The organism is Bradyrhizobium sp. CFUWI (genome assembly GCF_056429085.1).
The window spans coordinates 613585-640327 of sequence record NZ_JBWJZE010000001.1; the positions used below are offsets into that span (position 1 = coordinate 613585).

At 65.0% G+C, this 26743-nt stretch carries 24 protein-coding genes and 1 tRNA gene; 15 read left to right on the forward strand and 10 right to left on the reverse strand.

What is annotated here, in order from left to right:
- Positions 1-34 precede the first annotated feature (34 nt).
- The 3 genes from carB to AC066S_RS02970 form a co-directional block, all read right to left on the reverse strand.
- Positions 35-3499: a carbamoyl-phosphate synthase large subunit gene (carB, locus tag AC066S_RS02960; protein ID WP_478268866.1), complete on the reverse strand. Its 3465-nt coding sequence runs from the start codon at positions 3497-3499 to the stop codon at positions 35-37.
- 294 nt (positions 3500-3793) lie between these two features.
- A tRNA-OTHER gene (locus AC066S_RS02965) sits at positions 3794-3869 on the reverse strand.
- Between the two features lie 54 nt (positions 3870-3923).
- Positions 3924-4625 (reverse strand): class I SAM-dependent methyltransferase, encoded by a 702-nt coding sequence (locus tag AC066S_RS02970; RefSeq protein ID WP_478268867.1) that lies wholly within the window; start codon positions 4623-4625, stop codon positions 3924-3926.
- A gap of 114 nt (positions 4626-4739) precedes the next feature.
- On the opposite strand from AC066S_RS02970, the gene AC066S_RS02975 reads away from it, so the two are divergent.
- Positions 4740-5264 (forward strand): Dps family protein, encoded by a 525-nt coding sequence (locus AC066S_RS02975; protein ID WP_126259131.1) that lies wholly within the window; start codon positions 4740-4742, stop codon positions 5262-5264.
- A gap of 114 nt (positions 5265-5378) precedes the next feature.
- Here the strand turns inward: AC066S_RS02975 and AC066S_RS02980 are convergent, their stop codons facing one another.
- A complete protein-coding gene (locus AC066S_RS02980) occupies positions 5379-5900 on the reverse strand; it encodes a cupin domain-containing protein (RefSeq protein ID WP_478268868.1) in 522 nt (173 codons plus the stop codon).
- Between the two features lie 145 nt (positions 5901-6045).
- Between AC066S_RS02980 and AC066S_RS02985 the strand changes: the two genes are divergently transcribed.
- A complete protein-coding gene (locus tag AC066S_RS02985) occupies positions 6046-6261 on the forward strand; it encodes a hypothetical protein (protein ID WP_024340377.1) in 216 nt (71 codons plus the stop codon).
- A gap of 46 nt (positions 6262-6307) precedes the next feature.
- Here the strand turns inward: AC066S_RS02985 and carA are convergent, their stop codons facing one another.
- On the reverse strand, positions 6308-7498 hold the full coding sequence (carA, locus tag AC066S_RS02990) for a glutamine-hydrolyzing carbamoyl-phosphate synthase small subunit (RefSeq protein ID WP_135171648.1): 1191 nt from the start codon (positions 7496-7498) through the stop codon (positions 6308-6310).
- A gap of 146 nt (positions 7499-7644) precedes the next feature.
- Between carA and AC066S_RS02995 the strand changes: the two genes are divergently transcribed.
- The 7 genes from AC066S_RS02995 to AC066S_RS03025 all read left to right on the forward strand — a co-directional run bounded on the left by AC066S_RS02995 (position 7645) and on the right by AC066S_RS03025 (position 13326).
- Positions 7645-8355, forward strand: coding sequence for an alpha/beta fold hydrolase (locus AC066S_RS02995; RefSeq protein WP_478268869.1), 711 nt, complete (start codon positions 7645-7647; stop codon positions 8353-8355).
- A 51-nt stretch (positions 8356-8406) separates the two neighbouring features.
- Positions 8407-8862 carry a GatB/YqeY domain-containing protein gene (locus AC066S_RS03000; protein WP_028134475.1) on the forward strand — a complete coding sequence of 152 codons (456 nt, stop codon included), beginning with the start codon at positions 8407-8409 and terminating at the stop codon, positions 8860-8862.
- A gap of 160 nt (positions 8863-9022) precedes the next feature.
- Positions 9023-10159 (forward strand): epoxide hydrolase family protein, encoded by a 1137-nt coding sequence (locus AC066S_RS03005; RefSeq protein ID WP_478268870.1) that lies wholly within the window; start codon positions 9023-9025, stop codon positions 10157-10159.
- Positions 10160-10343: 184 nt separating this feature from the next.
- Entirely contained in the window at positions 10344-11954 is a 1611-nt protein-coding gene (locus AC066S_RS03010) for an acyl-CoA synthetase (RefSeq protein WP_478268944.1), read from the forward strand.
- An 8-nt stretch (positions 11955-11962) separates the two neighbouring features.
- A complete protein-coding gene (locus AC066S_RS03015; protein ID WP_135171645.1) occupies positions 11963-12430 on the forward strand; it encodes a MarR family winged helix-turn-helix transcriptional regulator in 468 nt (155 codons plus the stop codon).
- Positions 12431-12511: 81 nt separating this feature from the next.
- Positions 12512-12880, forward strand: a complete 369-nt coding sequence (locus tag AC066S_RS03020) for a nuclear transport factor 2 family protein (RefSeq protein ID WP_135171644.1) — start codon at positions 12512-12514, stop codon at positions 12878-12880.
- Between the two features lie 2 nt (positions 12881-12882).
- Complete coding sequence (locus AC066S_RS03025) at positions 12883-13326, forward strand: hypothetical protein (RefSeq protein WP_126259139.1); 444 nt, start codon at positions 12883-12885, stop codon at positions 13324-13326.
- On the opposite strand, the gene AC066S_RS03030 is transcribed toward AC066S_RS03025, so the two are convergent.
- Positions 13327-15552 (reverse strand): ATP-binding protein, encoded by a 2226-nt coding sequence (locus AC066S_RS03030; protein ID WP_478268871.1) that lies wholly within the window; start codon positions 15550-15552, stop codon positions 13327-13329. It abuts the gene before it with no gap.
- 244 nt (positions 15553-15796) lie between these two features.
- Here AC066S_RS03030 and AC066S_RS03035 point away from each other — a divergent pair, with 244 nt between their 5' ends.
- Positions 15797-16573 carry a DUF2189 domain-containing protein gene (locus AC066S_RS03035; RefSeq protein ID WP_478268872.1) on the forward strand — a complete coding sequence of 259 codons (777 nt, stop codon included), beginning with the start codon at positions 15797-15799 and terminating at the stop codon, positions 16571-16573.
- A gap of 31 nt (positions 16574-16604) precedes the next feature.
- On the opposite strand, the gene AC066S_RS03040 is transcribed toward AC066S_RS03035, so the two are convergent.
- On the reverse strand, positions 16605-17117 hold the full coding sequence (locus tag AC066S_RS03040; RefSeq protein WP_126259142.1) for an SRPBCC family protein: 513 nt from the start codon (positions 17115-17117) through the stop codon (positions 16605-16607).
- Between the two features lie 27 nt (positions 17118-17144).
- The gene (locus tag AC066S_RS03045; RefSeq protein ID WP_126259302.1) at positions 17145-17459 is read right to left on the reverse strand and encodes an ArsR/SmtB family transcription factor; all 315 of its coding nucleotides are present in this window, start codon (positions 17457-17459) and stop codon (positions 17145-17147) included.
- 208 nt (positions 17460-17667) lie between these two features.
- Between AC066S_RS03045 and AC066S_RS03050 the strand changes: the two genes are divergently transcribed.
- Both AC066S_RS03050 and AC066S_RS03055 read left to right on the forward strand, forming a co-directional pair.
- A complete protein-coding gene (locus AC066S_RS03050; RefSeq protein ID WP_126259143.1) occupies positions 17668-19113 on the forward strand; it encodes an LVIVD repeat-containing protein in 1446 nt (481 codons plus the stop codon).
- Between the two features lie 250 nt (positions 19114-19363).
- Complete coding sequence (locus AC066S_RS03055; RefSeq protein WP_478268873.1) at positions 19364-19981, forward strand: LysE family translocator; 618 nt, start codon at positions 19364-19366, stop codon at positions 19979-19981.
- Positions 19982-19984: 3 nt separating this feature from the next.
- On the opposite strand, the gene AC066S_RS03060 is transcribed toward AC066S_RS03055, so the two are convergent.
- Positions 19985-20800 carry an N-formylglutamate amidohydrolase gene (locus AC066S_RS03060; RefSeq protein WP_478268874.1) on the reverse strand — a complete coding sequence of 272 codons (816 nt, stop codon included), beginning with the start codon at positions 20798-20800 and terminating at the stop codon, positions 19985-19987.
- Between the two features lie 75 nt (positions 20801-20875).
- On the opposite strand from AC066S_RS03060, the gene AC066S_RS03065 reads away from it, so the two are divergent.
- Positions 20876-21274: a gamma-glutamylcyclotransferase family protein gene (locus AC066S_RS03065; RefSeq protein WP_126259145.1), complete on the forward strand. Its 399-nt coding sequence runs from the start codon at positions 20876-20878 to the stop codon at positions 21272-21274.
- Between the two features lie 56 nt (positions 21275-21330).
- Here AC066S_RS03065 and AC066S_RS03070 read toward each other — a convergent pair whose 3' ends face one another.
- A complete protein-coding gene (locus tag AC066S_RS03070; protein WP_478268875.1) occupies positions 21331-21894 on the reverse strand; it encodes a chlorite dismutase family protein in 564 nt (187 codons plus the stop codon).
- Between the two features lie 239 nt (positions 21895-22133).
- Here AC066S_RS03070 and dnaG point away from each other — a divergent pair, with 239 nt between their 5' ends.
- Positions 22134-24149: a DNA primase gene (dnaG, locus tag AC066S_RS03075; protein ID WP_478268876.1), complete on the forward strand. Its 2016-nt coding sequence runs from the start codon at positions 22134-22136 to the stop codon at positions 24147-24149.
- A 376-nt stretch (positions 24150-24525) separates the two neighbouring features.
- Entirely contained in the window at positions 24526-26661 is a 2136-nt protein-coding gene (rpoD, locus tag AC066S_RS03080) for an RNA polymerase sigma factor RpoD (RefSeq protein ID WP_126259148.1), read from the forward strand.
- The last annotated feature ends 82 nt before the right edge of the window (positions 26662-26743 follow it).

Below are 26743 nucleotides of genomic sequence, written 5' to 3' on the forward strand. Positions count from 1 at the left end.
AATCACTTAACGGCGGTTTCACCGCCGCTAGCGATCAGGTTTCCGAAAAGTAGCTCTGCAGGGTACGAACCTCAAGGTCCCCGCCCAGATAGGCCCGGATGCCCTGCGCGGCCGCCACGGCCCCGGAAAGAGTGGTGTAATACGGCACTTTATGCAAGAGGGCCGCGCGCCGCAACGAACGGCTGTCGGCCAGCGCCTGCGGGCCTTCCGTGGTGTTGAAGACGAGCTGGACGTCGCCATTGGTGATGGCGTCGACGATGTGCGGCCGTCCTTCCAGCACCTTGTTCACCTTCTCGGTCGGGATGCCCTGGTCGGTCAGGAAGCGCTGCGTGCCGGAGGTCGCCAGCACCTTGAAGCCGAGCGAATGCAGTTCGCGGACCGCCTCGGCGATACGCGTCTTGTCGCTCTCGCGCACCGAGACGAACACCGTGCCCTTGCGCGGTACCCGCGTGCCGCCGCCGAGCTGGCTCTTGGCGAAGGCCACCTCGAAATTGCGGTCGATGCCCATGACCTCGCCGGTCGAGCGCATCTCGGGGCCGAGCACCGTGTCGACGCCGGGGAAGCGCGCGAAGGGGAAGACCGATTCCTTGACGCCGACGTGCTTGAGCTTGGCCTTCTTCAGCTTGAAATCGGCGAGCTTCTCGCCCGCCATGATGCGCGCGGCGATCTTGGCGACAGGCGTGCCGACCACCTTGGCGACGAAGGGCACGGTGCGCGAGGCGCGCGGATTGACCTCGAGCACGTAGATCTCGCCGTCCTTGATGGCGTATTGCACGTTCATCAGGCCGACCACGTCGAGGCCGAGCGCGAGCTCGCGGGTCTGACGCTCCAGCTCCTCGATCATCTCGGGCTCGAGCGAGTGCGGCGGCAGCGAGCAGGCGCTATCGCCGGAATGGATGCCGGCTTCCTCGATGTGCTCCATGATGCCGACGATGAAGGTGTCCTTGCCGTCGCAGAGGCAGTCGACGTCGATCTCGGTGGCATCCGACAGATAGCGGTCGAACAGCAGCGGGTTCTTGCCGAGCACGGTGTTGATCTGCCCGGTCTTGTCGTTCGGATAGCGCGCCTTGACGTCGGCCGGCACCAGCTCCGGCAGCGTGCCGAGCAGGTAGTCGTTGAGCTGATTCTCCTCGCGGATGATCTGCATCGCGCGGCCACCGAGCACGTAGGACGGCCGCACCACCAGCGGCAGGCCGAGATCGGCGGAGACGAGCCTTGCCTGCTCCACCGAATAGGCGATGCCGTTCTTCGGCTGCTTGAGGCGAAGCTTGTCGAGCACGCGCTTGAAGCGGTCACGGTCCTCGGCAAGGTCGATCGCATCGGGCGAGGTGCCGAGGATCGGCACTTCGGCGGCTTCCAGCGCGCGGGCCAGCTTCAGCGGCGTCTGGCCGCCGAATTGCACGATCACGCCGTGCAGCGTGCCGTTGCTGCGCTCCGTGGCGATGATCTCCAGCACGTCCTCGGCGGTCAGCGGCTCGAAATAGAGCCGGTCGGCAGTGTCGTAGTCGGTCGACACCGTCTCCGGATTGCAGTTGACCATGATGGATTCGTAGCCGGCATCATGCAGCGCGAAGCAGGCGTGACAGCAGCAATAGTCGAACTCGATGCCCTGGCCGATACGGTTGGGCCCGCCGCCGAGAATGATGACCTTGTTCTTGTCGGACGGGGCGCTCTCGTCCGCCGGCGCGCCCGCAAACGGCGCCTCGTAGGTCGAATACATGTAGGCGGTGGGCGAGGCGAATTCGGCCGCGCAGGTGTCGATGCGCTTGTAGACGGGGCGCACTCCGAGCGCATGACGCTTCGCGGTGACCTCGGCCTCCGTCGTGTGGGCGAGCACCGCAAGCCGCGCGTCGGAGAAGCCCATGGCCTTGAGCGTGCGCATGCCGAAGGCGTTGCCGGGCAGGCCGTTCTTCCTGACCTTCTCCTCCATGTCGACGATGCCGCGCATCTCGCCGAGGAACCACGGGTCGATCTTGCAGGAGTTAAAGATGTCCTCGTTCGACCAGCCGAGCCGCATGGCCTGGGCGACCTGAAGAATGCGGTTCGGCGTCGGGGTGCCGAGCGCGGCACGGATCGCGTTCTTGTCGTCGTCGCGGCCGAGACCCTCGATCTCGATCTCGTCGAGGCCGGTGAGGCCGGTCTCGAGCCCGCGCAGGGCCTTCTGCAGGCTTTCCTGGAAGGTGCGGCCGATCGCCATGACTTCGCCGACCGATTTCATCGACGTGGTCAGCGTGGTGGAGGCGCCGGGGAATTTCTCGAAGGCGAAGCGCGGCACCTTGGTGACGACGTAGTCGATGGTCGGCTCGAACGAGGCCGGCGTGGCGCCGCCGGTGATGTCGTTGGCGATCTCGTCCAGGGTGTAGCCGACCGCGAGCTTGGCGGCGACCTTGGCGATCGGGAAGCCGGTGGCCTTGGACGCCAGCGCGGAGGAGCGCGACACGCGCGGATTCATCTCGATGACGACCATGCGGCCGTCTTCCGGATTGACGCCGAATTGCACGTTGGAGCCGCCGGTCTCGACGCCGATCTCGCGCAGCACCGCCAGCGAGGCGTCGCGCATGATCTGGTATTCCTTGTCGGTCAGCGTCAGCGCCGGCGCCACCGTGATGGAATCGCCGGTGTGCACGCCCATCGGATCGAGGTTCTCGATCGAGCAGACGATGATGCAATTGTCGTTCTTGTCGCGCACCACCTCCATCTCGTACTCTTTCCAGCCGAGCACGGATTCTTCGATCAGCACTTCGTTGGTCGGAGACGCATCGAGGCCGCGCTCGATGATGTCGAGGAACTCTTCCTTGTTGTAGGCGATGCCGCCGCCGGTGCCGCCCATCGTGAAGGAGGGGCGGATGATCGCGGGCAGGCCGATCTCGGACAGCGCCATCATCGCCTGTCCGAGCGCGTATTCCTGATAGCGCTTGCGGCGATCGCTCTCACCCAGCGTCCACTGCCGCTCATGTTCCTCGAGCGCGGCACCGGAGAGCTTTTCGCGCTCGGCGAGGTACTTGTCGCGGAACGACTTCTTCAAGGCCGACGCGTTGGCGAGCCGCGACTTCGGCGTCTCAAGCCCGATCTTGGTCATGGCCTCGCGGAACAGCTGGCGGTCCTCGGCCTTGTCGATGGCGTCGGCGGTCGCGCCGATCATCTCGACGTCGAACTTGTCCAGCGTGCCCTGGCGGCGCAGCGACAGCGCGCAGTTCAGCGCGGTCTGTCCGCCCATGGTCGGCAGCAGCGCGAAGCCGCCGGGAATGACGTGACGTTCCTTCTCGATGATCTTGGCGACGATCTCGGGCGTGATCGGCTCGATATAGGTCGCATCGGCCAATTCCGGGTCGGTCATGATGGTGGCCGGGTTGGAATTGACGAGGACGATGCGGTAGCCCTCTTCCTTCAGCGTCTTCACCGCCTGCGTGCCGGAATAGTCGAACTCGCAGGCCTGGCCGATCACGATGGGGCCGGCGCCGATGATCAGGATGGTGGTGATGTCTGTACGTTTGGGCATCAACTCTCGCCGAAGTGGAATTTTGGCACAAAAAAAGGGCGCGCTGCTGCGCGTCCCTGTGGCCGAGAGCGCGGTGGTCTCCCTCGCGCGCGGGTGGGTCTTAGACCAGTTTTCGGGGCGGCGAAACCCCGAAAAATGCCCATCAACCGCCAATTTTGGCGAGTTAGGGGTCTTGGAGGGTGGTCCGCCGGAACGTCCGTCTACGCTTGCGCTCCGCTCCAGCTACGCCGGACACGCTTTGCCCCTTCGGGTCCGGCGTGGCTGCGCCACGCGTAGCCCCGAAGGGGCGAAGCGTGGAGACCCGGCCTGGATTTGAACCAGGATGAAGAGCGTTGCACCGCCCTCGCGTAGACGCTTCCGCCACCGGGCCGCGGCGATCATGACCGATTGCAGTGCGACAGGCTACAACGGCTAATTGTTATGCTTAACGAACCAGAGGCGGCCGGGCGATGAAGGTCATGCGCCAGCGATTATGGCCGATATTGGTAGGGGCGCGCAGGACCGCGAACCCGGCGGCCCTCAGCTTGGCGGTGATCTCGTCCTCGCTGTAGCGCTGCAGCCCGATGCGCGTGCGCAGCTGGCGGTAATCCGACAGCGCGGTGCTGATCAGTCCGATCAACGCGTCCTTCAGGAAGCCGTGGCGGAGGCCGAAGCCGAGCAGCGCCATGACGTCCCTGAACATGCCGACATTGGGCTGCAGGATGTCCCCCAGCACCAGCTTGCCGGAGGGCTTCAGGATACGGCGGATGTTGAGCAGCGCGGCATCGAGCTCGTCCGGCGTCATGTATTGTGCAACCGAGTTCATCACCACGAGGTCGATCGACTGGTCCTGCATCTTGCGGACGTCGTCGAGCGAGCGGACGCGGATCCTGGTGTTCGGGGCAAAGCGCGCAATCAGCCGGCCGCGCACCCCCGGCGCGGGCTCGGCCAGGATCAGCTGGCCGCAGGCCGCCGCCACCTGGTTAGCCGACAGCGCCTCGCCGCAGGCATAGTCGAGCACGACCGCGTCGGGCGAGGAGATGTAGCCGATGATGTCCCGCGCGATGATCTGGAAGTGCAGGTCGCGATGCAGCCTGCTGACATAGATCGTATGCGTGGAGTCGTAATAATCGATCCAATCGTCCATGGTATCCGAAGGTCCCGGCCAAATGGTTCCTGATCAGGAACCGGCGCTGCCGCCCTTGCGTTAGGGGTGCGACGGCGCGCCGTCAATGTCCGCGTCCTAACAGGAAGGTCTCCCGTGAGCAAAACCAACAACAAGGTCTCGCCCGATCTCGATACCCCCACCGATCTGTCGCCCGATGGGGTCAAGAAGGTCTCGGAGGCGCTCAACGTGCTTCTGGCCGACGCCTTTGCGCTGTATCTGAAGACCAAGAATTTCCACTGGCACATCAGCGGGCGGCACTTCCGGGACTACCATCTGCTGCTCGATGAGCAGTCCGACCAGATCTTCGCCACCACCGACCAGCTTGCCGAGCGCGTCCGCAAGATCGGCGGCACCACGCTGAAGTCGATCGGCCAGGTCGCAAAGCTCCAGACCATCAAGGACAACAACGAGGACTACGTCCCGCCGCGCGAGATGCTGCGCGAGCTGATGCAGGACAACAAGCACGTCGCCGCCGCGATGCGCAAAGCGCACGAGGTCTGCGACGACGCCGGCGACGTCGCCAGCGCCAGCATTTTGGAAAATTTCATCGATGAGACCGAGCGCCGCACCTGGTTTCTGTTCGAGGCGACGCGGCAGGAAGGCAGCAACGCGGCGTAGGCCGAGCTCTTGTAGGGTGGGCAAAGCGAAGCGTGCCCACCAATTCGCAGTGGTGGGCACGGCGCGCAAGAGCGCGCCTTTGCCCACCCTACGCACCTACGCACCTTCGTTTGTCTAGCGCCACAGCCGCATCAGCGCGCCATGCTTCCCCGTCACGGGATCGGCCGGCGGCAGCGCGACTTGGGGAATCGTCTTCAGCGCCCTGGCGTGGTTCTCCGGCGTCGCGCGCGTGATCTCCATCTCTGCGCCCGGCGGATAGGCCCCGATCACGCAGAAATCGTCGCTCGCCTCGATGCATTGATGCCCGGTGCCGGCGGGCAGGATCGCGACGTCGCCGGCCTTGATGTCCAGCTCCTGGCCGTGGTCGCCGCCGAAGCGAACCCGTGCACGTCCGCGCGCGACGCCGAGCGCCTCGTGCACCGTCGCGTGATAATGCAGATAGTCGTAGACGCCGTTGCGCCAGGTGTCGCCCCAGCCGTTGGCTTCGAACAGATTTTCGATCGTCGCTTCCGGCCGCTTCGGATCGAGCTTCACCGCGCTTTGGTAGACCAGGAACGGGAGGATATTGTTCGGCACGAGGCCATCGTCCTCGAACACGATGGCGAGCGGCTCGGCATGGTCGCGGACGACGGACATGGGGACTCCTACTGGCAACGGACCGGAATCAAGCGGGCGCAAGCCCTCTTGTTCCTGACGACACTCCATACGCCGGCTTGACCGAGATCAAGGCGCTGGCGGCCGTTGGCGGGCACGCAAGTTCGAGCGAAGAAGAGGGAACGCCATGTACGCATCCGACGTTGCGCAGCGTCATTTCTCGGCGGCCGTCGACGAGGCGGAGACTGCCGGCCTCGGGCACGAAGCCGTCTGCCGGGCATTGCTCAATTTGGTGATTTCGAAATATCTGGAGACGAGGTCGGTCGCCGACATCCAGGCAGAGCTGCGCTTCATCGCCGAGAACTGCGATCCGGACACGGACTTCATGTTCATGCGTCCGTGAGGGAGCCGGGCCCCGGCGGACTTATCCGCCGGGCGGTCTTGTCGCCTTACGCGCTCTTGTTCTGCCGCATCAGGTCGGCGAAGCGCTGGAACAGATAGTGCGAGTCGCGCGGGCCCGGTGAGGCCTCCGGGTGGTACTGCACCGAGAACACCGGCTTGCCGTCGAGCTGGATGCCGCAATTGGAGCCGTCGAACAGCGAGATGTGGGTCTGCGTCGCGCCCTTCGGCAGCGTCGTCTCGTCCACGGCAAAGCCGTGGTTCATCGAGGTGATCTCGACCTTGCCGGTGGTCTCGTCCTTGACGGGATGGTTGGCGCCGTGATGGCCCTGATGCATCTTCTTCGTCCTGGCGCCGACGGCAAGGCCGAGCATCTGGTGGCCGAGACAGATGCCGAAGGTCGGCGTGCCCGACTTGATGACGTCTCGGATCACAGGCACGGCATATTTGCCGGTCGCGGCCGGATCGCCCGGACCGTTGGACAGGAACACGCCGTCCGGCTTCATCGCCAAGATGTCTTCGGACGAGGTCGTCGCCGGCACCACTGTCACCTTGCAGCCGACGCCGGCGAGCAGGCGCAGGATGTTGCGCTTGATGCCGTAGTCGATGGCGACGACATTGAACTCCGCCTTGTCCTGCCGGCCAAAGCCCTTGTCCCAGGCCCAAGGCGTTTCGTCCCAGGTGAAGCGCTGGCCGCTGGTGACCATCGGCACGAGATCCATGCCCTCGAGGCCGGGCCATTCGCGCGCCTCTTCCTTCAGGCCATGCAGGTCGAACTCGCCGGTCCTGGAATGCGCGATCACGGCATTGGGCATGCCCTTGCTGCGGATCAGCGCGGTCAGGGCGCGGGTGTCGATGCCGGAGAGGCCGATGATGCCGCGGGCCTTCAGCCACTGGTCGAGATGCTTGGTGGCGCGGTAGTTCGAGGGGTCGGTGATCGCGGTGCGCAGGATCACGCCGCGCGCGCCCGGCGTTGCCGCCATGTTCACCGTCTCGATGTCTTCCTCGTTGGTGCCGACATTGCCGATATGCGGGAAGGTGAAGGTGATGAGCTGGCCGGCATAGGAGGGATCGGTGAGGATCTCCTCATATCCGGTCATCGCGGTGTTGAAGCAGACCTCGCCGACGGCGTGGCCTTCGGCACCGAGACCAAAGCCTTCGAGCACCGTGCCGTCGGCGAGCACGAGGAGCGCGGTCGGTTTGTGGTCCGGCCAGGCGGGATCGTTGTCATGTTGTGTCATGAGCGCGTTTCATAGTCCCCGCGGGCGCCGCCGTCAAAGCGCCAGAAGCCGGATTCACATGCGTTTTTGCATATTTGACAGGCCTCCTTGGGCCCTTAAGCTCGGCCGCATAATTTCCGGCAATTTGAGGGGCTTGCGAGGCAATAATGGACCAGACCACCCCGGTCGTGCTGGTTCCGGGGCTGGCCTCCTCGGCCCGGATCTACGCCCCCGTCATCCCGGCGCTGTGGCGGTTTGGCCCCGTGATGATCGCCAACCATATCCGCGACGATAGCATGGCGGCGATCGCGGCCCGGGTGCTGAGCGAGGCGCCGCCGCGCTTCGCGCTCGCCGGCCATTCCATGGGCGGCTACATTGCGCTCGAGATCATGCGCCAGGCGCCCGAGCGGGTTGTGAAGCTGGCGCTGATCAACACCCAGGCCCGGCCCGATACGCCCGAGGCGACCGCGCGCCGCCTCGGCCTGATGGCGCGCGCCAGGCGCGGCGAGCTCCGCGCCATTCGCGAGGAGAGCTTTCCGGAGCTGGTGCATCCATCGCGGCGCGACGATGCCGAGATTCTCAAGCTCGTGCATGCGCAGGACGAGGATGTCGGCGTCGAGGGCTATCTGCGGCAGCAGGCCGCGATCATCGCAAGGGTGGATTCGCGTCCGTCGCTGTCCGCCATCAGCTGCCCGACATTGGTGCTGACGGGCGATGCCGACAACACGATTCCGAACGCGTTCGCGAAGGAGATGGCCGAGGGCATCGCCGGCGCAAGGCTCGTGATCCTCGAGCGCTGCGGACACCTGCCGCAAGCCGAGCAGCCGGACGCGACCGTGCGCGCGCTCACCGAATGGCTCGGAACCGAGGTTGTCTAGGGGCCGCGAACGGCCTAGATCAGGCGTCAGATATTCGAAGGGATCACGATCATGCTGCGCGACGACATCAACAATGCGGTCAAGGAGGCCATGAAGGCCAAGGACGAGCGCAAGCTGTCCACGCTGCGCATGGTCAACTCGACCATCAAGAACGCCGACATCGACGCCCGCGGCAACGGCAAGCCGCCGCTGTCGGACGCCGACCTGCTCGGTGTGCTGCAGAAGATGATCAAGCAGCGTCAGGAGGCGGTCGAGCTCTACGACAAGGGCGGCCGCGCCGAGCTCGCGGCCCAGGAGCGCGAGGAGATCGCGGTGATCTCGGCCTACCTGCCGAAGCAGATGGCCGACGATGAGGTGAAGAAGGCGATCGCGGATGCGATCGCCGAGACCGGCGCTGCCGGCATGAAGGACATGGGCAAGGTGATCGCCGTGCTGCGCGCGAAGTACGCAGGGCAGATGGATTTCGGCAAGGCGTCCGGTTTGGTGAAGGCCGCGCTGTCGGGCTAGACGGCCGCGCCGAAAGGCGTGCCAGGAGCTGACAGACTATCGCCCTCGTCATGCCCGGCCTTGTGCCGGGCATCCACGTTCTTCAAAGTGGTAAGGAAGAACGTGGATGGCCGGGACGAGCCCGGCCATGCGAGAACCTCCGATGAGCAGGGCCTCTCCCGTGAGCACCATCAAACCGTTCAGCATCGCCATCAGCGACCACACCCTCACGGATCTCAAATCGCGCCTCGCCCGCACGCGCTGGCCGGAGGCGGAGCTGGTCGACGACTGGAGCCAGGGCGCGCCGCTGCAATGGATTCAGGAGATCTGTACCTACTGGGCCAGGGATTACGACTGGCGGGCGCGCGAGGCGAAGCTCAACCGCTTCGCGCAGTTCACCACCGAGATCGACGGGCTCGACATCCACTTCATCCACGCGCGCTCGAAGGAGCCGAACGCGCTGCCGCTGATCATTACCCACGGCTGGCCCGGCTCGATCGTCGAATTCCAGAAGGTGATCGCGCCGCTGGTCGACCCCGCCGCGCATGGCGGCAATCCCGCGGGAGCATTTCACGTGATCTGCCCCTCGCTGCCGGGCTTCGGCTTCTCCGAGAAGCCGAAGACCACCGGCTGGGGCGTCGATCGCATCGCCGCGACTTGGGCGAAACTGATGCATCGGCTCGGCTATATCCGTTACGGCGCGCAAGGCGGCGATTGGGGCTCGGCGGTGACGAGCTCGCTCGGCGCGCAGGATGCGGCGCACTGCGCCGGCATCCACATCACGCTGTCGTTCAACTCGCCGCCGCGCATCGAGGGCGAGCCGACCGCGGAAGAGCAGCGCGCGCTGGCCGGCCTCAAGCACTATGTCGATCTCGACTCCGGCTATTCCAAGCAGCAGTCGACGCGCCCGCAGACGCTCGGCTATGGCCTCACGGATTCGCCGAGCGGGCAGGCGGCCTGGATCCTGGAAAAATTCTGGGCCTGGACCGATTGCAACGGCCATCCCGAGAACATCTTCAGCAAGGACGAGCTGCTCGACAACGTCATGCTCTATTGGGCGACGGAGACGGCGACCTCCTCGGCGCGGCTCTACTGGGAAAGTTTCGGCAAGCGTCGCACCACGCCTGTCGTCGAGGTGCCGACCGGCGTCGCCGCGTTCCCCAAGGAGATCATCACGCCGGTGCGGCGCTGGATGGAGCCGAGCTTTCCCAACATCACCCATTGGAGCGAGATGGAGAAGGGCGGCCATTTCGCCGCGTTCGAGCAGCCCGAGCTGTTCGTGCGCGATGTCAGGAAATTCTTCGCGACGGTGCGGTAGCCTCGACTGTCGTTCCGGGTTCGATGCTTCGCATCGCCCCGGAACGACTGAGAGATAGGATCTCCCCCATCGTCATGCCCGGGCTTGTCCCGGGCATCAACGGCCTTAAACTGGTCCCAAGAAGAACGTGGATGGCCGGAACAAGTCCGGCCATGACGACGAGAGCGCGGAAACGACCGAGCCCATGCTGACCGAAGCCGCAACCTACGACGAACTCGTCCGCAACTTCCGCTGGGACATCCCGGCGCGCTTCAACATGGCGCAGGCGTGCTGCGATCGCCATGCCGACGGCACCGGCCGGCTCGCGCTGATCTATCTCGACGACAACGGCGGGACCAGCCGCACCTCCTTCGACGAGGTCGCGGAGATGTCGCGCCGCTTTGCCAATGTGCTGAAGGCGGACGGGCTGGTGCGCGGCGACCGCGTCGCGGTGTTCCTGTCGCAATCGCTGGAATTGCCCATCGCGCATATGGCGGCGTTCCGCTCCGGCCTGATCTCGATCCCGCTGTTCGCGCTGTTCGGCGAGGACGCGCTGGAGTTTCGCCTGTCCAACTCCGAGGCCAAGGCCATTGTCACCGACGAGGGCGGCTGGGAGAAGCTTGCGAAGATCCGCGACCGCCTGCCGGAGTTGAAGAACGTCTATATCGTCGGCACGCGTGCACCCGCGGGCACGACATCGTTCTGGAATGCAGTGAAGGCCGCTTCGCCCGACTTCGCGCGGGTGGACACCTCGTGCGATGACCCCGCGCTGATCATCTACACCTCGGGCACCACGGGAAACCCCAAGGGTGCACTGCATGCGCACCGCGTCGTGCTCGGCCATCTGCCCAACGTCGAGATGTGCCACAACTTCCTGCCCAGGCCCGACGATCTCATGTGGACGCCGGCGGATTGGGCCTGGATCGGCGGCCTCATCAACGGCCTGCTCGCGTTCTGGTATCACGGCATCCCCCTGGTCGGCCATCGCGCGCGCAAGTTCGAGCCGCAGGCGGCGATGCAGATGATGGCCGACCTCGGCGTGCGCAACGTGTTCCTGCCGCCGACCGCGCTGAAGCTGATGCGGCAGGCCGGCGTGAAGCATACGGGCGTCAAGCTGCGCAGCATTTTCACCGGCGGGGAATCGCTCGGCGGCGAGCTGCTCGGCTGGGTGCGCGAGACCTTCGGCATCGATGCGCACGAGGTGTTCGGCCAGACCGAGTGCAATCTCGTGATCGGCAGCAACGCCAACCTGTTTCCGATCCGCCCGGGTTCGATGGGCAAGGCGACGCCGGGTTTCGACGTCCGCATCGTCAACGACAAGGGCGAGGAATTGCCGCGCGGCCAGCGCGGTATCATCGGCGTGCGCCAGCCGTGCCCCGTCACCATGCTCGAATATTGGCGCAATCCGGAGGCGACGGCAAAGAAATATGCCGGCGCGTTCCTGCTCACCGGCGATCTCGGCGTGCAGGACGAGGACGGCTATTTCTGGTATGTCAGCCGCGAGGACGACGTCATCACCACCGCAGGCTATCGCGTCGGTCCGTCCGAGATCGAGCACACGCTGATGAAGCATCCCTCGGTGGCAATGGCCGCGGTCGTGGGCATCCCCGATCCGATCCGCACCGAATCGATCAAGGCGTGGATCGTGCTGCGTCCCGGCTTTGCCGGCACCGACGCGCTCGCCCGCGAAATCCAGGAGTTCGTCAAGGTGCAGCTCGCCGCGCACGAATACCCGCGCTTCATCGAATTCGCCGCGACGCTGCCGATGACGGCCACCGGCAAGGTGCTGCGGCGCGAGCTGCGGGCCAAGGGCTGACATTCACCATGGCAAAGACGCCTCAAGCCGCGGGACTTCACCGCGCCTCGCTCGACAAGCTGCACGATCTGGATGCTGCGCTCGAGCTGATGTATTACGGCTGGCGCGGGATGACGCTGGAGGCCGACGCATACCTTGCCAAGCAGGGCCTGTCGCGTCCGCACCATCGCATCCTCTACGTGGTGGCGCGCCGGCCCGATATCGCGATCGGCGCGCTGATCGAGGTCCTCGGCATATCCAAACAGGCGCTGAACCGGCCGCTCAATCTGCTGCTGGAGCGCAAGCTCGTGACCTCGAAGCGCTCGCCCGAGCAGCATCGCTCGAAGCTGCTGCGTCTGACGGGCGCCGGGCAGCGCATCGAGCAACGGGCCTCAGACCACGAGCGCAAGGTCATGCGCGAGGCGTTCGATCGCGTCGGGGCGCCTGGGGCCGCGGCCTGGATGGCCGTCATGGAGGCGATCGCCGACCACAACTGACGGTTTCTCAAGTCAACGTAGTTGACATGAGGAGCCGACTTTGCCACTTTCCTGGCCAACGAGCGAGGGGAGGGCCGTGTCATGAGCGGACAGACGATGAATCGCGCGGCCGCCGAGCCCTTCGTCGCGGCGTGGTGCGATAGCTGGCGCAAGGTCGATATCGACGCCGTCGTCGCGCATTTTGCCGCCGATGCGCAGATGCGCAGTCCTCTGGCGTTGACGCTGACCGGCTCTCCGGTCGTAGCGGGGGCCGAGAACATCCGCGCCTATTGGCAGAAGGCCTATGGTCACATCGAAAGCGCCGACCTGAAGATATTGAGCTGGAGCTGGGACGATACGATCGCGCGACTGACGGTGTGGTGGCAGCTTGGCGACACCCGCGCCAGCGAATTCATGGATTTCGACGATGCCGGCCGCGTCGTCCGCAGCGAAGCCTTCTACGGAAAATGACCATGCGTCTTTCGGATATCGTCCTGCTCCTCAACACGCTCTGGTTCGTCGGCGCCTTCATCCAGTTCAGCATCGCGCAAACCAACACGCTGAAGATATTGCTGCCGCGGGAAGAGCGCAGCAATCCGATCGCGCCGACCCTGGCGGCCAGCGTTGCGTTCCTCGGCGGAATGAATCTGCCGATAGGGCTGTTGTCGCTCTACCTTCTGGCGGCGCGTCCGTCCTTCTTCCAGCCGGTCGAAGCCCAGCTCGTGTTGTTCCTGTTCTTCGCCGCCTGCCATTTCAGCCAGTTCGCCTACAATCTTCCGGTGCTGATGCGCGGCGGCCGGGTCGGGGTCGCCTACTGGCCGGTGCTGAAGGGCCCGATGCTGCGGATCTTCGTCATCGACGCGGGTCTGTTCGCGGCCAATCTCGCAGTGGCGCTTCTGCTCGCATCGCGCTTCTAACTATCGCGGCGGCGCTGCCAGGGCGGACCGCAGCATCGCGGCAAGATCCTGCCTTCGGAACGGCTTGGTCAGAATGCGGGCGTTGATCCCGTCCGGCGTCTTGACGGGATCCTGGCTGTAGCCTGAGGTGAAGAGCACCTTGAGATCGGGCCGCAGCGCCACGGCTTGTCTTGCGAGCTCGGGCCCGAACATGCCGCCGGGCATCACGACGTCGGTCAGCAGCAACTGGATGTCTCTGCTCTGGTGCAGCAATTCCAGCGCCGCGGGCCCGTTCGCCGCCGTGATGACGCGGTAGCCGAGCGCCTTCAACTCGTTCTCGACATAGGCGCGCACCATGTCGTCGTCTTCGACGAGGAGAATGGTCTCGTGGTCCGCCTGCGTGACGGTCCGCGCCGCGGGCGGCGGATCTTCGCTCGGCGGTGCTGCGAGACGGGGAAAGAACAGCCTGACGACACTGCCTTGTCCCGGCTCCGACTGCATTTGCACGAGTCCGCCGGATTGTTGTGCGAACCCGTAGACCATGCTCAGGCCGAGGCCGGTCCCCTTGCCGACCTCCTTGGTCGTGAAGAACGGCTCGAACGCGCGGGTCGCCACTTCGGAGCTCATGCCGCTGCCGGTATCCGTGACAGCCACCATGACGTAGTCTCCTTGCCGCGGCTCGCCGTTGACGTCGAGGTCGGATTGGCCGAGCGATACGTTGCGGACCTCGACCGTCAGCCTGCCGCCTTCCGGCATCGCGTCGCGCGCGTTGAGCACGAGGTTGAGAACGGCGGTTGCCAACTGGCCGGGATCGACGCTGGCCAGCCACAGACCCGGCGCGAACGTGAAGTTGCACTCGATGTGTTCGCCCAGGGTCCGGCGCAGCAGCTGCTCCATGCCGAGGATCTTTTCGGCGATGTTGACCTCTCTTGGCCGGAGCGGCTGCTTGCGCGCGAAGGCGAGCAAGCTGCGAGTCAGGTCGGAACCGCGCTCGGCGGCGGTCGCAATGTCGTCGGCGATCCGCTGCAATTCCTTGTTGCCCGCCAGCCTGTCGGCGAGGTGCTCCGAATTGCCGAGAATGACGGTCAACAGATTGTTGAAGTCATGCGCCACGCCGCCGGTGAGCTGGCCCATGGCTTCCATCTTCTGGGACTGGCTGAGCTTGTGGCTGAGATCGGCGATGGCGGCGCGCTGCTGCTCGAGCGACTCGGCCGTGCCGTTGAGCAGGGTCATCAATCCGCCGAGCTCGCCGCGCGGATGCGGCGGCGGAATTCGTGCGCTGAGATCGCCGCGCCCGAGCCTTTTCGCCATGACGGCGAGCCGCCCGACCTGGCGCCCGATGCTCACGGTGGTGAGGATCCACAGGCCGGCCAGGAGCAGCAGCAAGGCCACCCCGAGAATCGCCGTGTCCTCGTAGAGCCGGCGGTTTGCCGCCGCGACCAGCCCGTTCTTGGAACGTCCGACCAGGATGTAGAGGCCGGCCTTGCGGATCGACGGCGAGCGGGCAATGCCCCAGATCTGCGTGTGGCCGCCGCGGTCGGTGACCTCCCGAAATGGCTCGCCGTCCGGCGCTACCGCGAAGCGGAACAGGTCGGAGCCCGCAATGGATCCGCCGACGGGCTCGCTCCAGCCGCCCTTGGGGGCGACCAGGACTGTTCCCTTGGCGTCGACGAAGAGGATGTCCTTTTCGGCGAGCAGCCGCTTGTCGTGAAATTCCGCGAATTTGTTCAGATTGAAGGACGCGAGCAGCACGAACTTCAGCGCGCCCGCCTCTGATCGCACGGGATAGGCGATCTGGAGCACCGACAATCCGGTGAGGCGGCCGAACACCGGCTCTACCGCGACTTTGCCTTGAAGAGTCTTGACCTCTTTGAAATAGCCGCGGTCGTTCAGGTCGAGCGCGCGGTTGGTCCGCAGCGAGTCGCAGAACAGTCTGCCGTCGGGATCGATGGTCAGGATACCCGTGAACTGCGGATATTCCTCGCGGACATCCGCCAGAAACGCCGAGCACGCCGTCTTGTCGCGGGTGTCGAGGTCGCGGGCACGGGCGAGTCCGTAGTGGAGCTGGGCGGTGCCCTGGATCTTCTCGCCCAGATCGGCCGCGATGTCGTCGGCGGATGCGGCCAGATTGGCAAGCGCCGCGTCGATCTCGCTGGTCCGGTTCTGCATGAAGCGCAACCCGACCAGAATCGCCGGTACGAGCATGGCCGCGATGACGAGGATCAGTAACCGGGTACGCAGGCTCATCGGTGGGACGGTCCGCTCTCGGGCGAGGGTGCTCGGAGGTACAATTTGCGGCACGATCAACCGCGCCGTCCATAGCCTCAGCGCGAAAATCGCACCAGAGGCCAAGATTTCGCATCGCGAGCATTGCTGCGTCGCCGCTACTCGTCGCACCGGCCCGCATTAAGTTGCGCCTGCGCGCGGCGGCGCTAGTATCGCGCTCAACCCGCGCGCGACGAAAGATCGCGCCGATCTGTGGAGGATGCTGATGTCCATCTCGGGCAAGGTCGATCCGGTGGTGCGTCCCGTCGCGGCGACCGACATCGCCGAGGCGCTGGTCGAGGGGCTGCGTGATTTCCAGGCACTGCCGCTCTACGGTCTGTGCTTCGGCGCGCTTTACGCCGCCGGCGGCATCGCCATCATGCTGTGCCTCACCGCCTTCGGCATGGTCTATCTGGTCTATCCCCTGGCGGCGGGCTTCGCGCTGATCGGACCGTTCGTGGCGATCGGCCTCTACGAGGTCAGCCGCCGCCGCGAGCGCGGCGAGCCGGTCTCCTTCAGCGCGATCTGGTCGGCCGTGCGCTCGCGCAGCGAGATCGGCTGGATGGCGTTCGTCACGCTGTTCGTGTTCGTGGTCTGGATGTACCAGGTGCGGCTCCTGATCGCGCTGCTGCTCGGCCTGCACGCCTCGTTCTCCAGCCTTCAGGAATTCATGACCGTGGTGCTGACCACCAACGAGGGCCTGCTGTTCCTCGGCATCGGCAATGCGGTCGGTGCCGTGCTGTCGCTGATCCTGTTCTCGCTGACCGTGGTGTCGTTTCCGCTGCTGCTCGACCGCGAGGTCGATTTCGTCACGGCGATGGTGACGAGCGTGCGCGCGGTGGTGACGAGCCCGCTGCCGATGATCTCGTGGGCCGCCGTGATCGTGATGCTGCTGATCGTCTCGGCGCTGCCCTACTTTCTTGGATTGATCGTGACGCTGCCGGTGCTCGGTCATGCGACCTGGCATCTCTACCGGCGGCTGGTGGCGCCCATGCCTGCCTAGTCGTCATTCCGCCCCGGAATGACACGGCATCCTACGGGATATTGATCCCCATCGCCTTCAACGCTTCCAGCAGCTTCACTGGAGGCGACATCTCGATCTTCGGCGACTTGCCGGTCTCCAGCAGGCTCTTCAGCCCCGACAGGATCGCCGGCCAGCCGGTGCGGCCGCCGGAAAGGATGTCTTCGCTGAGCGGGCGATCATGGCGCTGACTGAGGGTGAGGCGGACGGCGCCGCCGGCCGGCTCGATCTCATAGGTGACGACGGTGATGCCGAGTTTTTCGACGAGGCCGGGCCAGTTCACGTTCCACGTCACCGTGAGCTTCCTGGGCGGATCATATTCGAGCACTTCGCCGGAGATGTGCTCCGAGCCATCGGGAGCGCGCACGATGAAAGTGCCGCCAAGCTTCGGCTCCATCTCCACCGCGAAGCCGGAAAAATATTCGCGGCTGAACTCGGCCGAGGTCAGCGCCTCCCATACCTTCTCCGGCGTAGCGGCGATGTAGATGGTGTAGACGGTGAGAGGCTTGAACTGGTCGAGGTTCATCGTGCATCGATCCTTCGTTGAGCGGGCTTACTCATCGCGCTTCTCCAATTGGCGTTTCAACTCGCCGAGCGCGGCGAGCTTGCCGCGCTCGAATTTCTTGATCCAGCGTTCGCCGATCTGATGGATCGGCACCGGGTTGAGGTAGTGCAGCTTCTCGCGGCCATGCCTGATCGTCGTGACGAGATTGGCCTCCTCCAGAATCGCAAGGTGCTTGGTCACGGCCTGCCGCGTCATCGCAAGGCCCTCGCAGAGCTCGTTCAGCGTCTGGCCGTTCCTGGCGTGAAGCCGGTCCAACAGCGAGCGTCGTGATGCGTCGGCGAGCGCTTTGAAGACCGCATCCATGGCAATGATAATATGCAACCAAAGGGTTGCATGTCAAGCGGAACGTCATTCCGGGGCGCGCGAAGCGCGAACCCGGAATCTCGAGATTCCGGATAACCGCTGCGCGGTTTCCGGAATGACAACTTGAGAAATCGTGCTTTTGGCGCGCGCAATCGGCCGTGCTAGCTTTTCATCTCAGCCAGCACAGATTGGTTCCGGGAGGACATTGATGTTCCGTTGCGTCCTGACTGCTGCCGCCGTCGTCCTCTTCGCTAGCAGCACCGCGGTCCACGCCCAGAGGCAAACCGTCGGCGCGCCGCCTGAAGCGTCCAACATGAAGCTCGTCGGCTACAACGACCTCCAGGCCCGCAGCGCCTATCAACCGACCATCCATCACCAGGGCGATCGCTGGATCGCCTATATTGGCCATCACGGCGGCACCGACGACGTGCCCGCGCCCGTCAACCCGATGACGGGCAAGCCCGAGCCGAACGGAACGTCCATTGTCGACGTCACCGATCCCGCGCGTCCGAAATATCTGCGGCATCTGCCGGGGCAGGAGGGCAAGTACGAATCCGGCGGCGCGCAGATGGTGCGGGTCTGCGACGGCAAGGCGTTGCCGAAGGGCGATCCCAATGCGGTCTACATGCTCAGGACCTTCGGCAGCGAGGCGCATGAGATCTGGAACGTCACCGACCCCGCCAGCCCGGTGCTCATCACGCGCATCGGCGGCTTGAAGGACACGCACAAGAGCTGGTGGGAATGCGACACCGGCATTGCCTATCTCGTCTCGGGGGCGCCGGACTGGCGCACGCGGCGTATGACGCAAGTTTATGATCTCTCCGATCCCGCGCGTCCGCAGAAGATCCGCGACTTTGGCCTGCCGGGTCAGGAGCCCGGTTCGACCCGCGCGGTGCCGACCGAGCTGCACGGGCCGATCTCGACTGGGCCCAAAGGCAACCGCGTCTATTTCGGCTACGGCACCAACAAGGGCGGCATTTTGCAGATCGTCGACCGCGACAAGCTCCTGAGCGGGGCGAAGGAGCCGACGCCCGACAATCTGCGCTATCCCGAGATTGCGCGGCTGCCGATGTCCGCCTTCAACGGCGCGCACACCACGTTTCCGATGCTCGACATGCCGATCGCGGAATTTTCCGAGGACAAGGACGGCAAGACCCGCGACATCGTCATGATCGTGAACGAAGCGATCCTCAACGAATGCGGCGAGGCTCGGCAGATGGTGTGGTTCGCCGACGTCACCACCGAGACGCGGCCGATGATGATCTCGAGCTACACCGTGCCGGAGGCGAGCGGGCAGTTCTGCCAGCGCGGCGGCCGGTTCGGCGCGCATTCCTCGAACGAGAGCACGGCGCCGGTCTATCACAAGAAGATGGCCTTCATCGCCTTCTTCAATGCCGGCGTGCGCGCGCTCGACATCCGCGATCCCTATCATCCCAGGGAAGTCGGCTATTTCATTCCGTCGATCACCGCTGCGACCGACAAGCGCTGCATTCCCATCGAAGGCGGCGAGCGCTGCAAGGTCGCGATCCAGACCAACAATGTCGAGACCGACGACCGCGGCTACATCTACATCGTCGACCGCGCCAATACCGGCCTGCACATCCTCGATCTGACCGGTCCCGCGCGCACGGCCTCCGGCCTGCCGAAGAACTGACGATGAGGCGCGTGACGATGCGGCGCGGGTGCCCACGATCTCACCTCATGCTCCGCTGTCATCACCCGCGAAAGCGGGTGATCCAGTACGCTGCGGCGGTCGTGAAATACGGAAAGGCCGCGGCGTACTGGATACCCGCCTTCGCGGGTATGACACCGGCGGTGAGGTCTACGCTCGCGCTGATCCGGCTTCCGTTTCCGCCTCTCCCATGCATTAATGGCTCCAAACTGCCCCGAGCCGAGTCCCTCCCATGATGTCCATGCAAGCCTATCTCGCCTTCGTCGCCGCCTGCATTGCGCTGGCGCTGCTGCCGGGGCCGATCGTGACCCTCGTCATCGCCAACGGCCTGCGCCACGGCACGCGTGCCGCGCTCACCAACGTGGCCGGCGCGCAAGCCGGACTTGCCATCGTCATCGGCATCGTCGCGGTCGGCCTGACCTCGCTGATGGCGACCATGGGCTATTGGTTCGACTGGGTGCGCTTTGCCGGCGCCGCTTATCTGGTCTGGCTCGGCATCAAGCTGATCTGGGCGCCGGTCGAGGGCGTCGATGTCGAGACGCCTCCGCCGCCGCGCGGCGGCTTCTTCCTGCAAGGGTTTCTGGTGCTGCTGTCGAACCCGAAGGTGCTGGTGTTCTTCGGCGCCTTCATCCCGCAATTCATGGACATGAGCCAGCCGCACTTTCCGCAAGTCGCGCTGCTGGGCGCCACCTTCATGGTCACCGCCGTGATGACGGACGCGCTCTACGCCATCGCCGCCGGCCGTGCGCGAAAGTTCTTCTCGGCGCGCCGCACGCGGATGATGTCGCGCATCTCCGGCGGCTTCATGATCGGCGGCGGCATCTGGCTGGCGCTGACGCGGGCGAAGTGAGCCTTACACCAGCCGCTCCGCGGTCGGCTCGACCGCGATCTCGCCGAGGATTCCTGCCAGTATCCCTGCCAGCCGTTCGGCCCATTGCTGCTGGCCGGACTGGTCCGCGATAAGGTCCTGCCGGATCTCGATGCCGGTGTTGACGAGGCCGCGCCCTTCGCCGTGCACGGGGATGGTATAGTCGGTGAGGTCGTTGACCGCATAAGGCTCGTTGTCGCCGACGACGAGGTCGCCGGCCGCGCGCAGATGCTTCAGCAGCAGCTGCGGCAGCACGGTGTCGCGATTGTAGAGCGCTCCGATGTGCCAGGGCCGCGCGACGCCGGCATAGACGGGCGTGAAGCTGTGCAGCGACACCAGCACGGTCGGCTGACCGGCGCGCACGCGGTGATCGATCGCGGCATCGATGCGATCATGATAGGGCTCGAAGATCTCGCGCCGCCGCGCCGCGCGCTCCTCGTCCGAAATGCCGTCGTTGCGCGGGATCGCGGTTGCTTCGGAGATGACGGGGATCGAGCTTGCCGCTTCAGGCGGGCGGTTGCAGTCGATCACGAGCCGCGAATAGCACTGCGCAATCAGATGGGCATCCAGCAGCGTTGCGAGGTGCTCGGCGACGCCGGCAATGCCGATGTCCCAGGCGATGTGCCGCGTCAGCTCGGCCTCGGCGACGCCGAGGTCGCCAAGCGCACGCGGTAGCACCCGCCCGTAATGATCCGAGGTGAGCAGGAAAGGCGACGTCCCCCGCGCATTCACCTCATGCACGGGCGGAATGTCGCCCTCGCCGAGCAGTTGATCGGTTGCCTCGGCCGTATGCAGGTCCATCCTGATTGCCTATGAAACGATTACGTGTGTAAACGGAGTAACGATATTGCCCCGACGTCACAACGTTAGAACAGCATGACCTCCGATCGCCTCTTCGTCTACGGCACCCTGATGCGCGGTTTCGACCATCCGATGGCGCGGCTGCTGGCGGGACATGCGGATTTTCTCGGTGAAGCGACCTGCCGGGGCCGGCTCGTTCTGGTGAAGCATTATCCGGGCCTGCTGCTGTCGGAGGCGGTCTCCGAACTCGTCCATGGCGAGCTGTTTCGGATGCGCGTGCCGGACGAACTGCTGCGCGAGCTCGACATGTACGAAGCCTGCGGCGAAGGCTTTCCCGAGCCGACCGAATATCTGCGCCAGCTGGTCGACGTGACATTGCCCGACGGCACCGCGGAGAAGGCCTGGACCTATGTCTACAACTGGCCGGTTACGGGCCTGCCGCACATCGAGTCCGGGCGTTTCCTGCAGCATTAGGTATCTTCGAGCATGATCTTATCGGAAAACCGCTGCGCACTTTTCCGGATCATGCTCTAGGCCGACAGCACTTCCTTCACCACGCGCACGTCGACCTCGCGCTCGACGTACGCCCACTCCTCGGTCCGCCTCAATATCCCGACCAGCTCGTCGAACAGCGGGGCATGCACCGGCGCGAATTCGAACCAGGTGAGGAAATCGAAGGGCTCGCCGAGGTCGCGGCAATGATAGAGCTGGCGCGCAATCGCGGGCAGGAAACGAAGACTGTTCGCGATATGGTGCGATCTGTCCTCGAAAACCTTGCGCCGCTCCTCCTGCGTCAGCTCCCACCAGGCCTGCGACTTGCGGATCGGGATCAGCGCCGCGGAGGTCGCTTCCATCCGGCCGAGGCCGGCCTGCACGGCGACGAGCTTCTCCTTCTCGGCCCGCTCGGTGTAGCGCAGGCTGCTGGCAACGCCGACCAGCCGCCACGCATTGCGCGAGGGCACCAGCGGCAACGACACGGCCTCGCTGTCGGTCACCGACAGCGCTGGGACGAAGGGCAGGGGCTCGCCCGTCACCGGTGCAATCGAGGTCACACGCCAGCCCCCGCTCTGGCCGCCTCGAAAGGTCCTGAACATGCCCCATGGAAGCGTGGAACCGGGCCGGGTTCAAGCTTTTCCCGTCATTCCGGGGCGATGCGTAGCATCGAACCCGGAATCTCGAGATTCCGGGTTCGCCCTGCGGGCGCCCCGGAATGACCGAAGGAAGGCAGGCTGTGAACAGCGCGCATAATCCTGACAAACCTAACTTTTCGGTTCGCCGCACCTATATCCCTAATCCCAGCCCGACTCACTTTGGATTGCGCTAGACACATCCCATGCGCTTCACGCCTCAATTCCTCGACGAGCTTCGTGCCCGGCTTTCGGTCTCCGAAGTCGTGGGCAAGCGCGTGAAGCTGAAGAAGGCGGGGCGGGAGTGGAAGGGGCTGTCGCCGTTCCAGCAGGAGAAGACGCCGTCCTTCTACGTCAACGACCAGAAGGGTTTTTACCACGACTTCTCCTCCGGCAAGCACGGCGACATCATCAGCTTCGTGATGGAGACCGACGGCCTGCCGTTCGCGGAGGCTGTGGAGCGGCTCGCCGGCATGGCCGGCCTGGCGCTGCCGGCGGTGACGCCGGATGCGGCCCGGCAGGAGCAGCGCCGCCGCACGCTGCATGACGTCATGGACCTCGCCGCGACCTATTTCGCGGAGACGCTGGCCTCGCGCTTAGGCGCCAAGGCGCGCGGCTATCTCGCCGACCGCGCCATCTCGCCGGCGACGCAATTGCAGTTCCGCCTCGGCTATGCCTCGCCCGATCGCTTCGCGTTGAAGGAGCACCTTGGCAAGCTCGGCGTCTCCGTCGACGACATGGTCGAGACTGGCCTGCTCGTGGCCGGCAACGACATTCCCGTGCCTTACGACCGCTTCCGCGACCGCGTGATGTTTCCGATCACGGATCTGCGCGGCCGCGTCATCGCCTTCGGCGGACGCGCGCTGGAGAAGGACGTTCCGGCCAAATACCTGAACTCGCCGGAGACGCCGCTCTTCCACAAGGGCGACAACCTCTACAACCACCAGACCGCGCGCAAAGCCACGCATGACGGTGCGCCGCTGATCGTGGTCGAAGGCTATGTCGACGTCATCGCCATGGTCACCGCGGGTTTTGCCGGCAGCGTCGCGCCGCTCGGCACCGCGCTCACCGAGAGCCAGCTCGGGCTGCTCTGGAAGATGGCGGACGAGCCGATCCTCTGCTTCGACGGCGACCGCGCCGGTCAGAAGGCGGCCTATCGCGCCGCGGATCTTGCGCTGCCATTCCTCGCGCCCGGCAAGAGCCTGCGTTTCGCGCTGCTGCCGGAAGGGCAGGACCCCGACGATCTCGCGCGCTCCGGCGGGCGCGGCGCGATCGAGGAGGTGATTGGAGCTGCCCGCCCGCTCGCCGACATGATCTGGTCGCGCGAGCTTGAAGGCGGCAATTTCGCCACGCCCGAGCGCCGCGCCGCGCTGGAGGCGCGCATCAAGGAGCTGACGAACGGCATCCGCGACGAGGTGGTGCGGCGCTATTACCGCGACGAGTTCGCCGAGCGGCTGCAGCGCACCTTCGCCCCCGACGGCGGCCGCGGTGGCTTCAATGGCCGGGGCAATTTCCGTCAAGGCCAAGGCGGTGGCGGCCGCCCATTCCAGCCCAGGGGCGGAGCGGCGAATCGATTCGGCGGCCAGGGCTTCAGAGGCGGCGGCCGCGGCGCGTTCGCCCCCACCCCGCTACCATCAGGCCCCTACCAGGCAGCCAGCCCCCAGCTGGCGGCAAGCCCGATCATGAAGGGCCAGCGCAGCGCCATCTCCCGCCGGGAGGCCCTGATCCTGCAATGCCTGATCAACCACCCCTGGCTGCTGCATGACCACCTCGAGGAGGTCGCGGCCCTGGAGCTGGCCCATCCCGAGGCCCACAAGCTCAGGGCGGGCATCATCGCCGCCTTCGCCAACGACCATCACCATTCGCCCGACCCCGAGGAGCAGGCCGAGAAGATGCGGTCGGACCTTGCGAAGGGGGGATTTTCGCAAGTCCTTCAAAGGGTTGAGAACGGCATCACGACCGCCGCGGTGTGGGGCGCGCGCGAGGGCGCGGCGCGGGACGACGTTCTTGCCACATGGCATCAGCTGGTTGCCTTGCATCGGCAATGGCATTCACTACTTAGGGAGCTGAAGGACGCCGAGCTGGCCTTGGGGGAAGACCCCAGCGAGGCCAATTTGGCGTGGCTGCGTGACGTCAAGGCTCGGATAGGCGAAGTCGACGGTACCGAAGCCCTGATCGAGGGTTTTGGCGAGCTGTCGGGTCGGTTCCAGAAGAGCATGTGATGAAAAGAATCATGCGGACGGCCGGTGCCGGAACCGCTAAAAGACTCGCCAAATCCAAGGTTTGGCGGCAAAAACAGGGTTAATCGAGGCTTAACGGTCTTGTAGCACTTTGGCCATTAGGCGGCCGCAGGCAGAACAGACGCGTCAGGAATGAATCCGCGCAATCGCTGTTGGCACTACACCTGCATCCGCTGCGACAAAGAGGCTGACGAAGCGTTAGGCAATTCCGGCGAGAGAGAGTTGGGGGTGGCGAGAGACATGTGCGCCGCCCTTTCCGTGTCGAGAGCTGCCGAAGCGAGAGCGTCGAGCAACAGGTTCATGTGAATTCAGGCAGGCGCTGCGAAGCGCTCGCGTGAAGCGCGTTTAGGAGCAATGGATGGCCACCAAGGCAAAGACGCTGCAGGCGAAGGACAAGGAAAAAGACGACAAGGCAGCGGACGCGCCGGAGAAGGACTCCCAGGACGCGCCGTCGCCCTTGCTCGACCTGTCCGACGCCGCCGTGAAGAAGATGATCAAGCAGGCCAAGAAGCGCGGCTTCGTGACCTTCGATCAGCTCAACGAAGTCTTGCCGTCGGACCAGACCTCGCCCGAACAGATCGAGGACATCATGTCGATGCTCTCGGACATGGGCATCAACGTCACCGAAGCCGACGACACCGAAGGCGAGGAAGAGAAGGACGAGGGCGAGGACGAGACCGACAACGAGCTCGTCGAGGTCACCCAGAAGGCCGTCACCGAGGTCAAGAAGAGCGAGCCGGGCGAGCGCACCGACGATCCCGTGCGCATGTATCTGCGCGAGATGGGCACGGTCGAGCTGCTCTCCCGCGAAGGCGAAATCGCGATCGCCAAGCGCATCGAGGCCGGCCGCGAGGCGATGATCGCAGGGCTGTGCGAAAGCCCGCTGACCTTCCAGGCCATCATCATCTGGCGCGACGAGCTCAACGAGGGCAAGATCTTCCTCCGCGACATCATCGATCTCGAAGCCACCTATGCCGGCCCCGACGCCAAGGCCGGCATGAACAATGCGATGATCGCCGGCCCCACCGGCGAGGCCGGCGAAGCCACGGCTGAAGGTGGTGACGTCGCCTCTGTTGCCGCGCCCGCGCATGTCGCCCCGCCGGCCGCGCCGCCGGCGCCGACCCCGTTCCGTGCCGCCGCTGCACCAGGTGCCGCCGAAGCCGAGGAAAAGGATCCGGCCGAGGCCGCCGCCGAATCCGACATCGACGACGACGAGTTCGAGAACCAGATGTCGCTCGCGGCCATCGAGGCCGAGCTCAAGCCGAAGGTGGTCGAGATCTTCGACAAGATCGCCGACAGCTACAAGAAGCTGCGCAAGCTTCAGGAGCAGGACATCCAGAACCAGCTCCAGAACGAGTCGCTCTCGCCGCACCAGGAGCGCAAGTACAAGAAGCTGAAGGACGAGATCATCGTCGAGGTGAAGTCGCTGCGTCTCAACCAGGCGCGTATCGACTCGCTCGTCGAGCAGCTCTACGACATCAACAAGCGCCTCGTCTCGCATGAGGGCCGCCTGATGCGCCTTGCCGACAGCCACGGCGTCGCGCGCGAGGACTTTTTGCGCAACTACACCGGCTCGGAGCTCGATCCGCGCTGGCTCAACCGCGTCTCGAAACTTTCCGCAAAAGGCTGGAAGAATTTCGTCCATCACGAGAAGGACCGCATCAAGGACCTTCGCCACGAGGTGCATCAGCTCGCTGCCCTCACCGGCCTCGAGATCGTCGAGTTCCGCAAGATCGTGCACTCCGTGCAGAAGGGCGAGCGCGAGGCCCGCCAGGCCAAGAAGGAGATGGTGGAAGCCAACCTCCGTCTCGTGATCTCGATCGCCAAGAAGTACACCAACCGCGGCCTGCAGTTCCTCGACCTGATCCAGGAAGGCAACATCGGCCTGATGAAGGCGGTCGACAAGTTCGAGTACCGCCGCGGCTACAAGTTCTCGACCTACGCCACGTGGTGGATCCGGCAGGCGATCACCCGCTCGATCGCCGACCAGGCCCGCACCATCCGCATCCCCGTGCACATGATCGAGACCATCAACAAGATCGTGCGCACGAGCCGCCAGATGCTCAACGAGATCGGTCGCGAGCCGACCCCGGAAGAGCTCGCCGAGAAGCTCGGCATGCCGCTCGAGAAGGTCCGCAAGGTCCTCAAGATCGCCAAGGAGCCGCTTTCGCTCGAAACCCCGGTCGGTGACGAAGAGGATTCGCATCTCGGCGATTTCATCGAGGACAAGAACGCGATCCTGCCCATCGACGCCGCGATCCAGTCCAACCTGCGCGAGACCACCACGCGCGTGCTGGCCTCGCTGACCCCGCGCGAAGAACGCGTCCTGCGCATGCGCTTCGGCATCGGCATGAACACCGACCACACGCTGGAAGAAGTGGGGCAACAGTTCAGCGTGACGCGCGAACGTATCCGCCAGATCGAAGCGAAGGCGCTGCGCAAGCTGAAGCATCCGTCAAGGTCGAGGAAGCTGCGGTCGTTTCTGGATAACTAATTGGGATTGTCATGCCTGGAGCATGCACCCAAACGAAGAACGGCGGGCCCAAAGCCCGCCGTTTTTTCTTGCCGTCAATCCT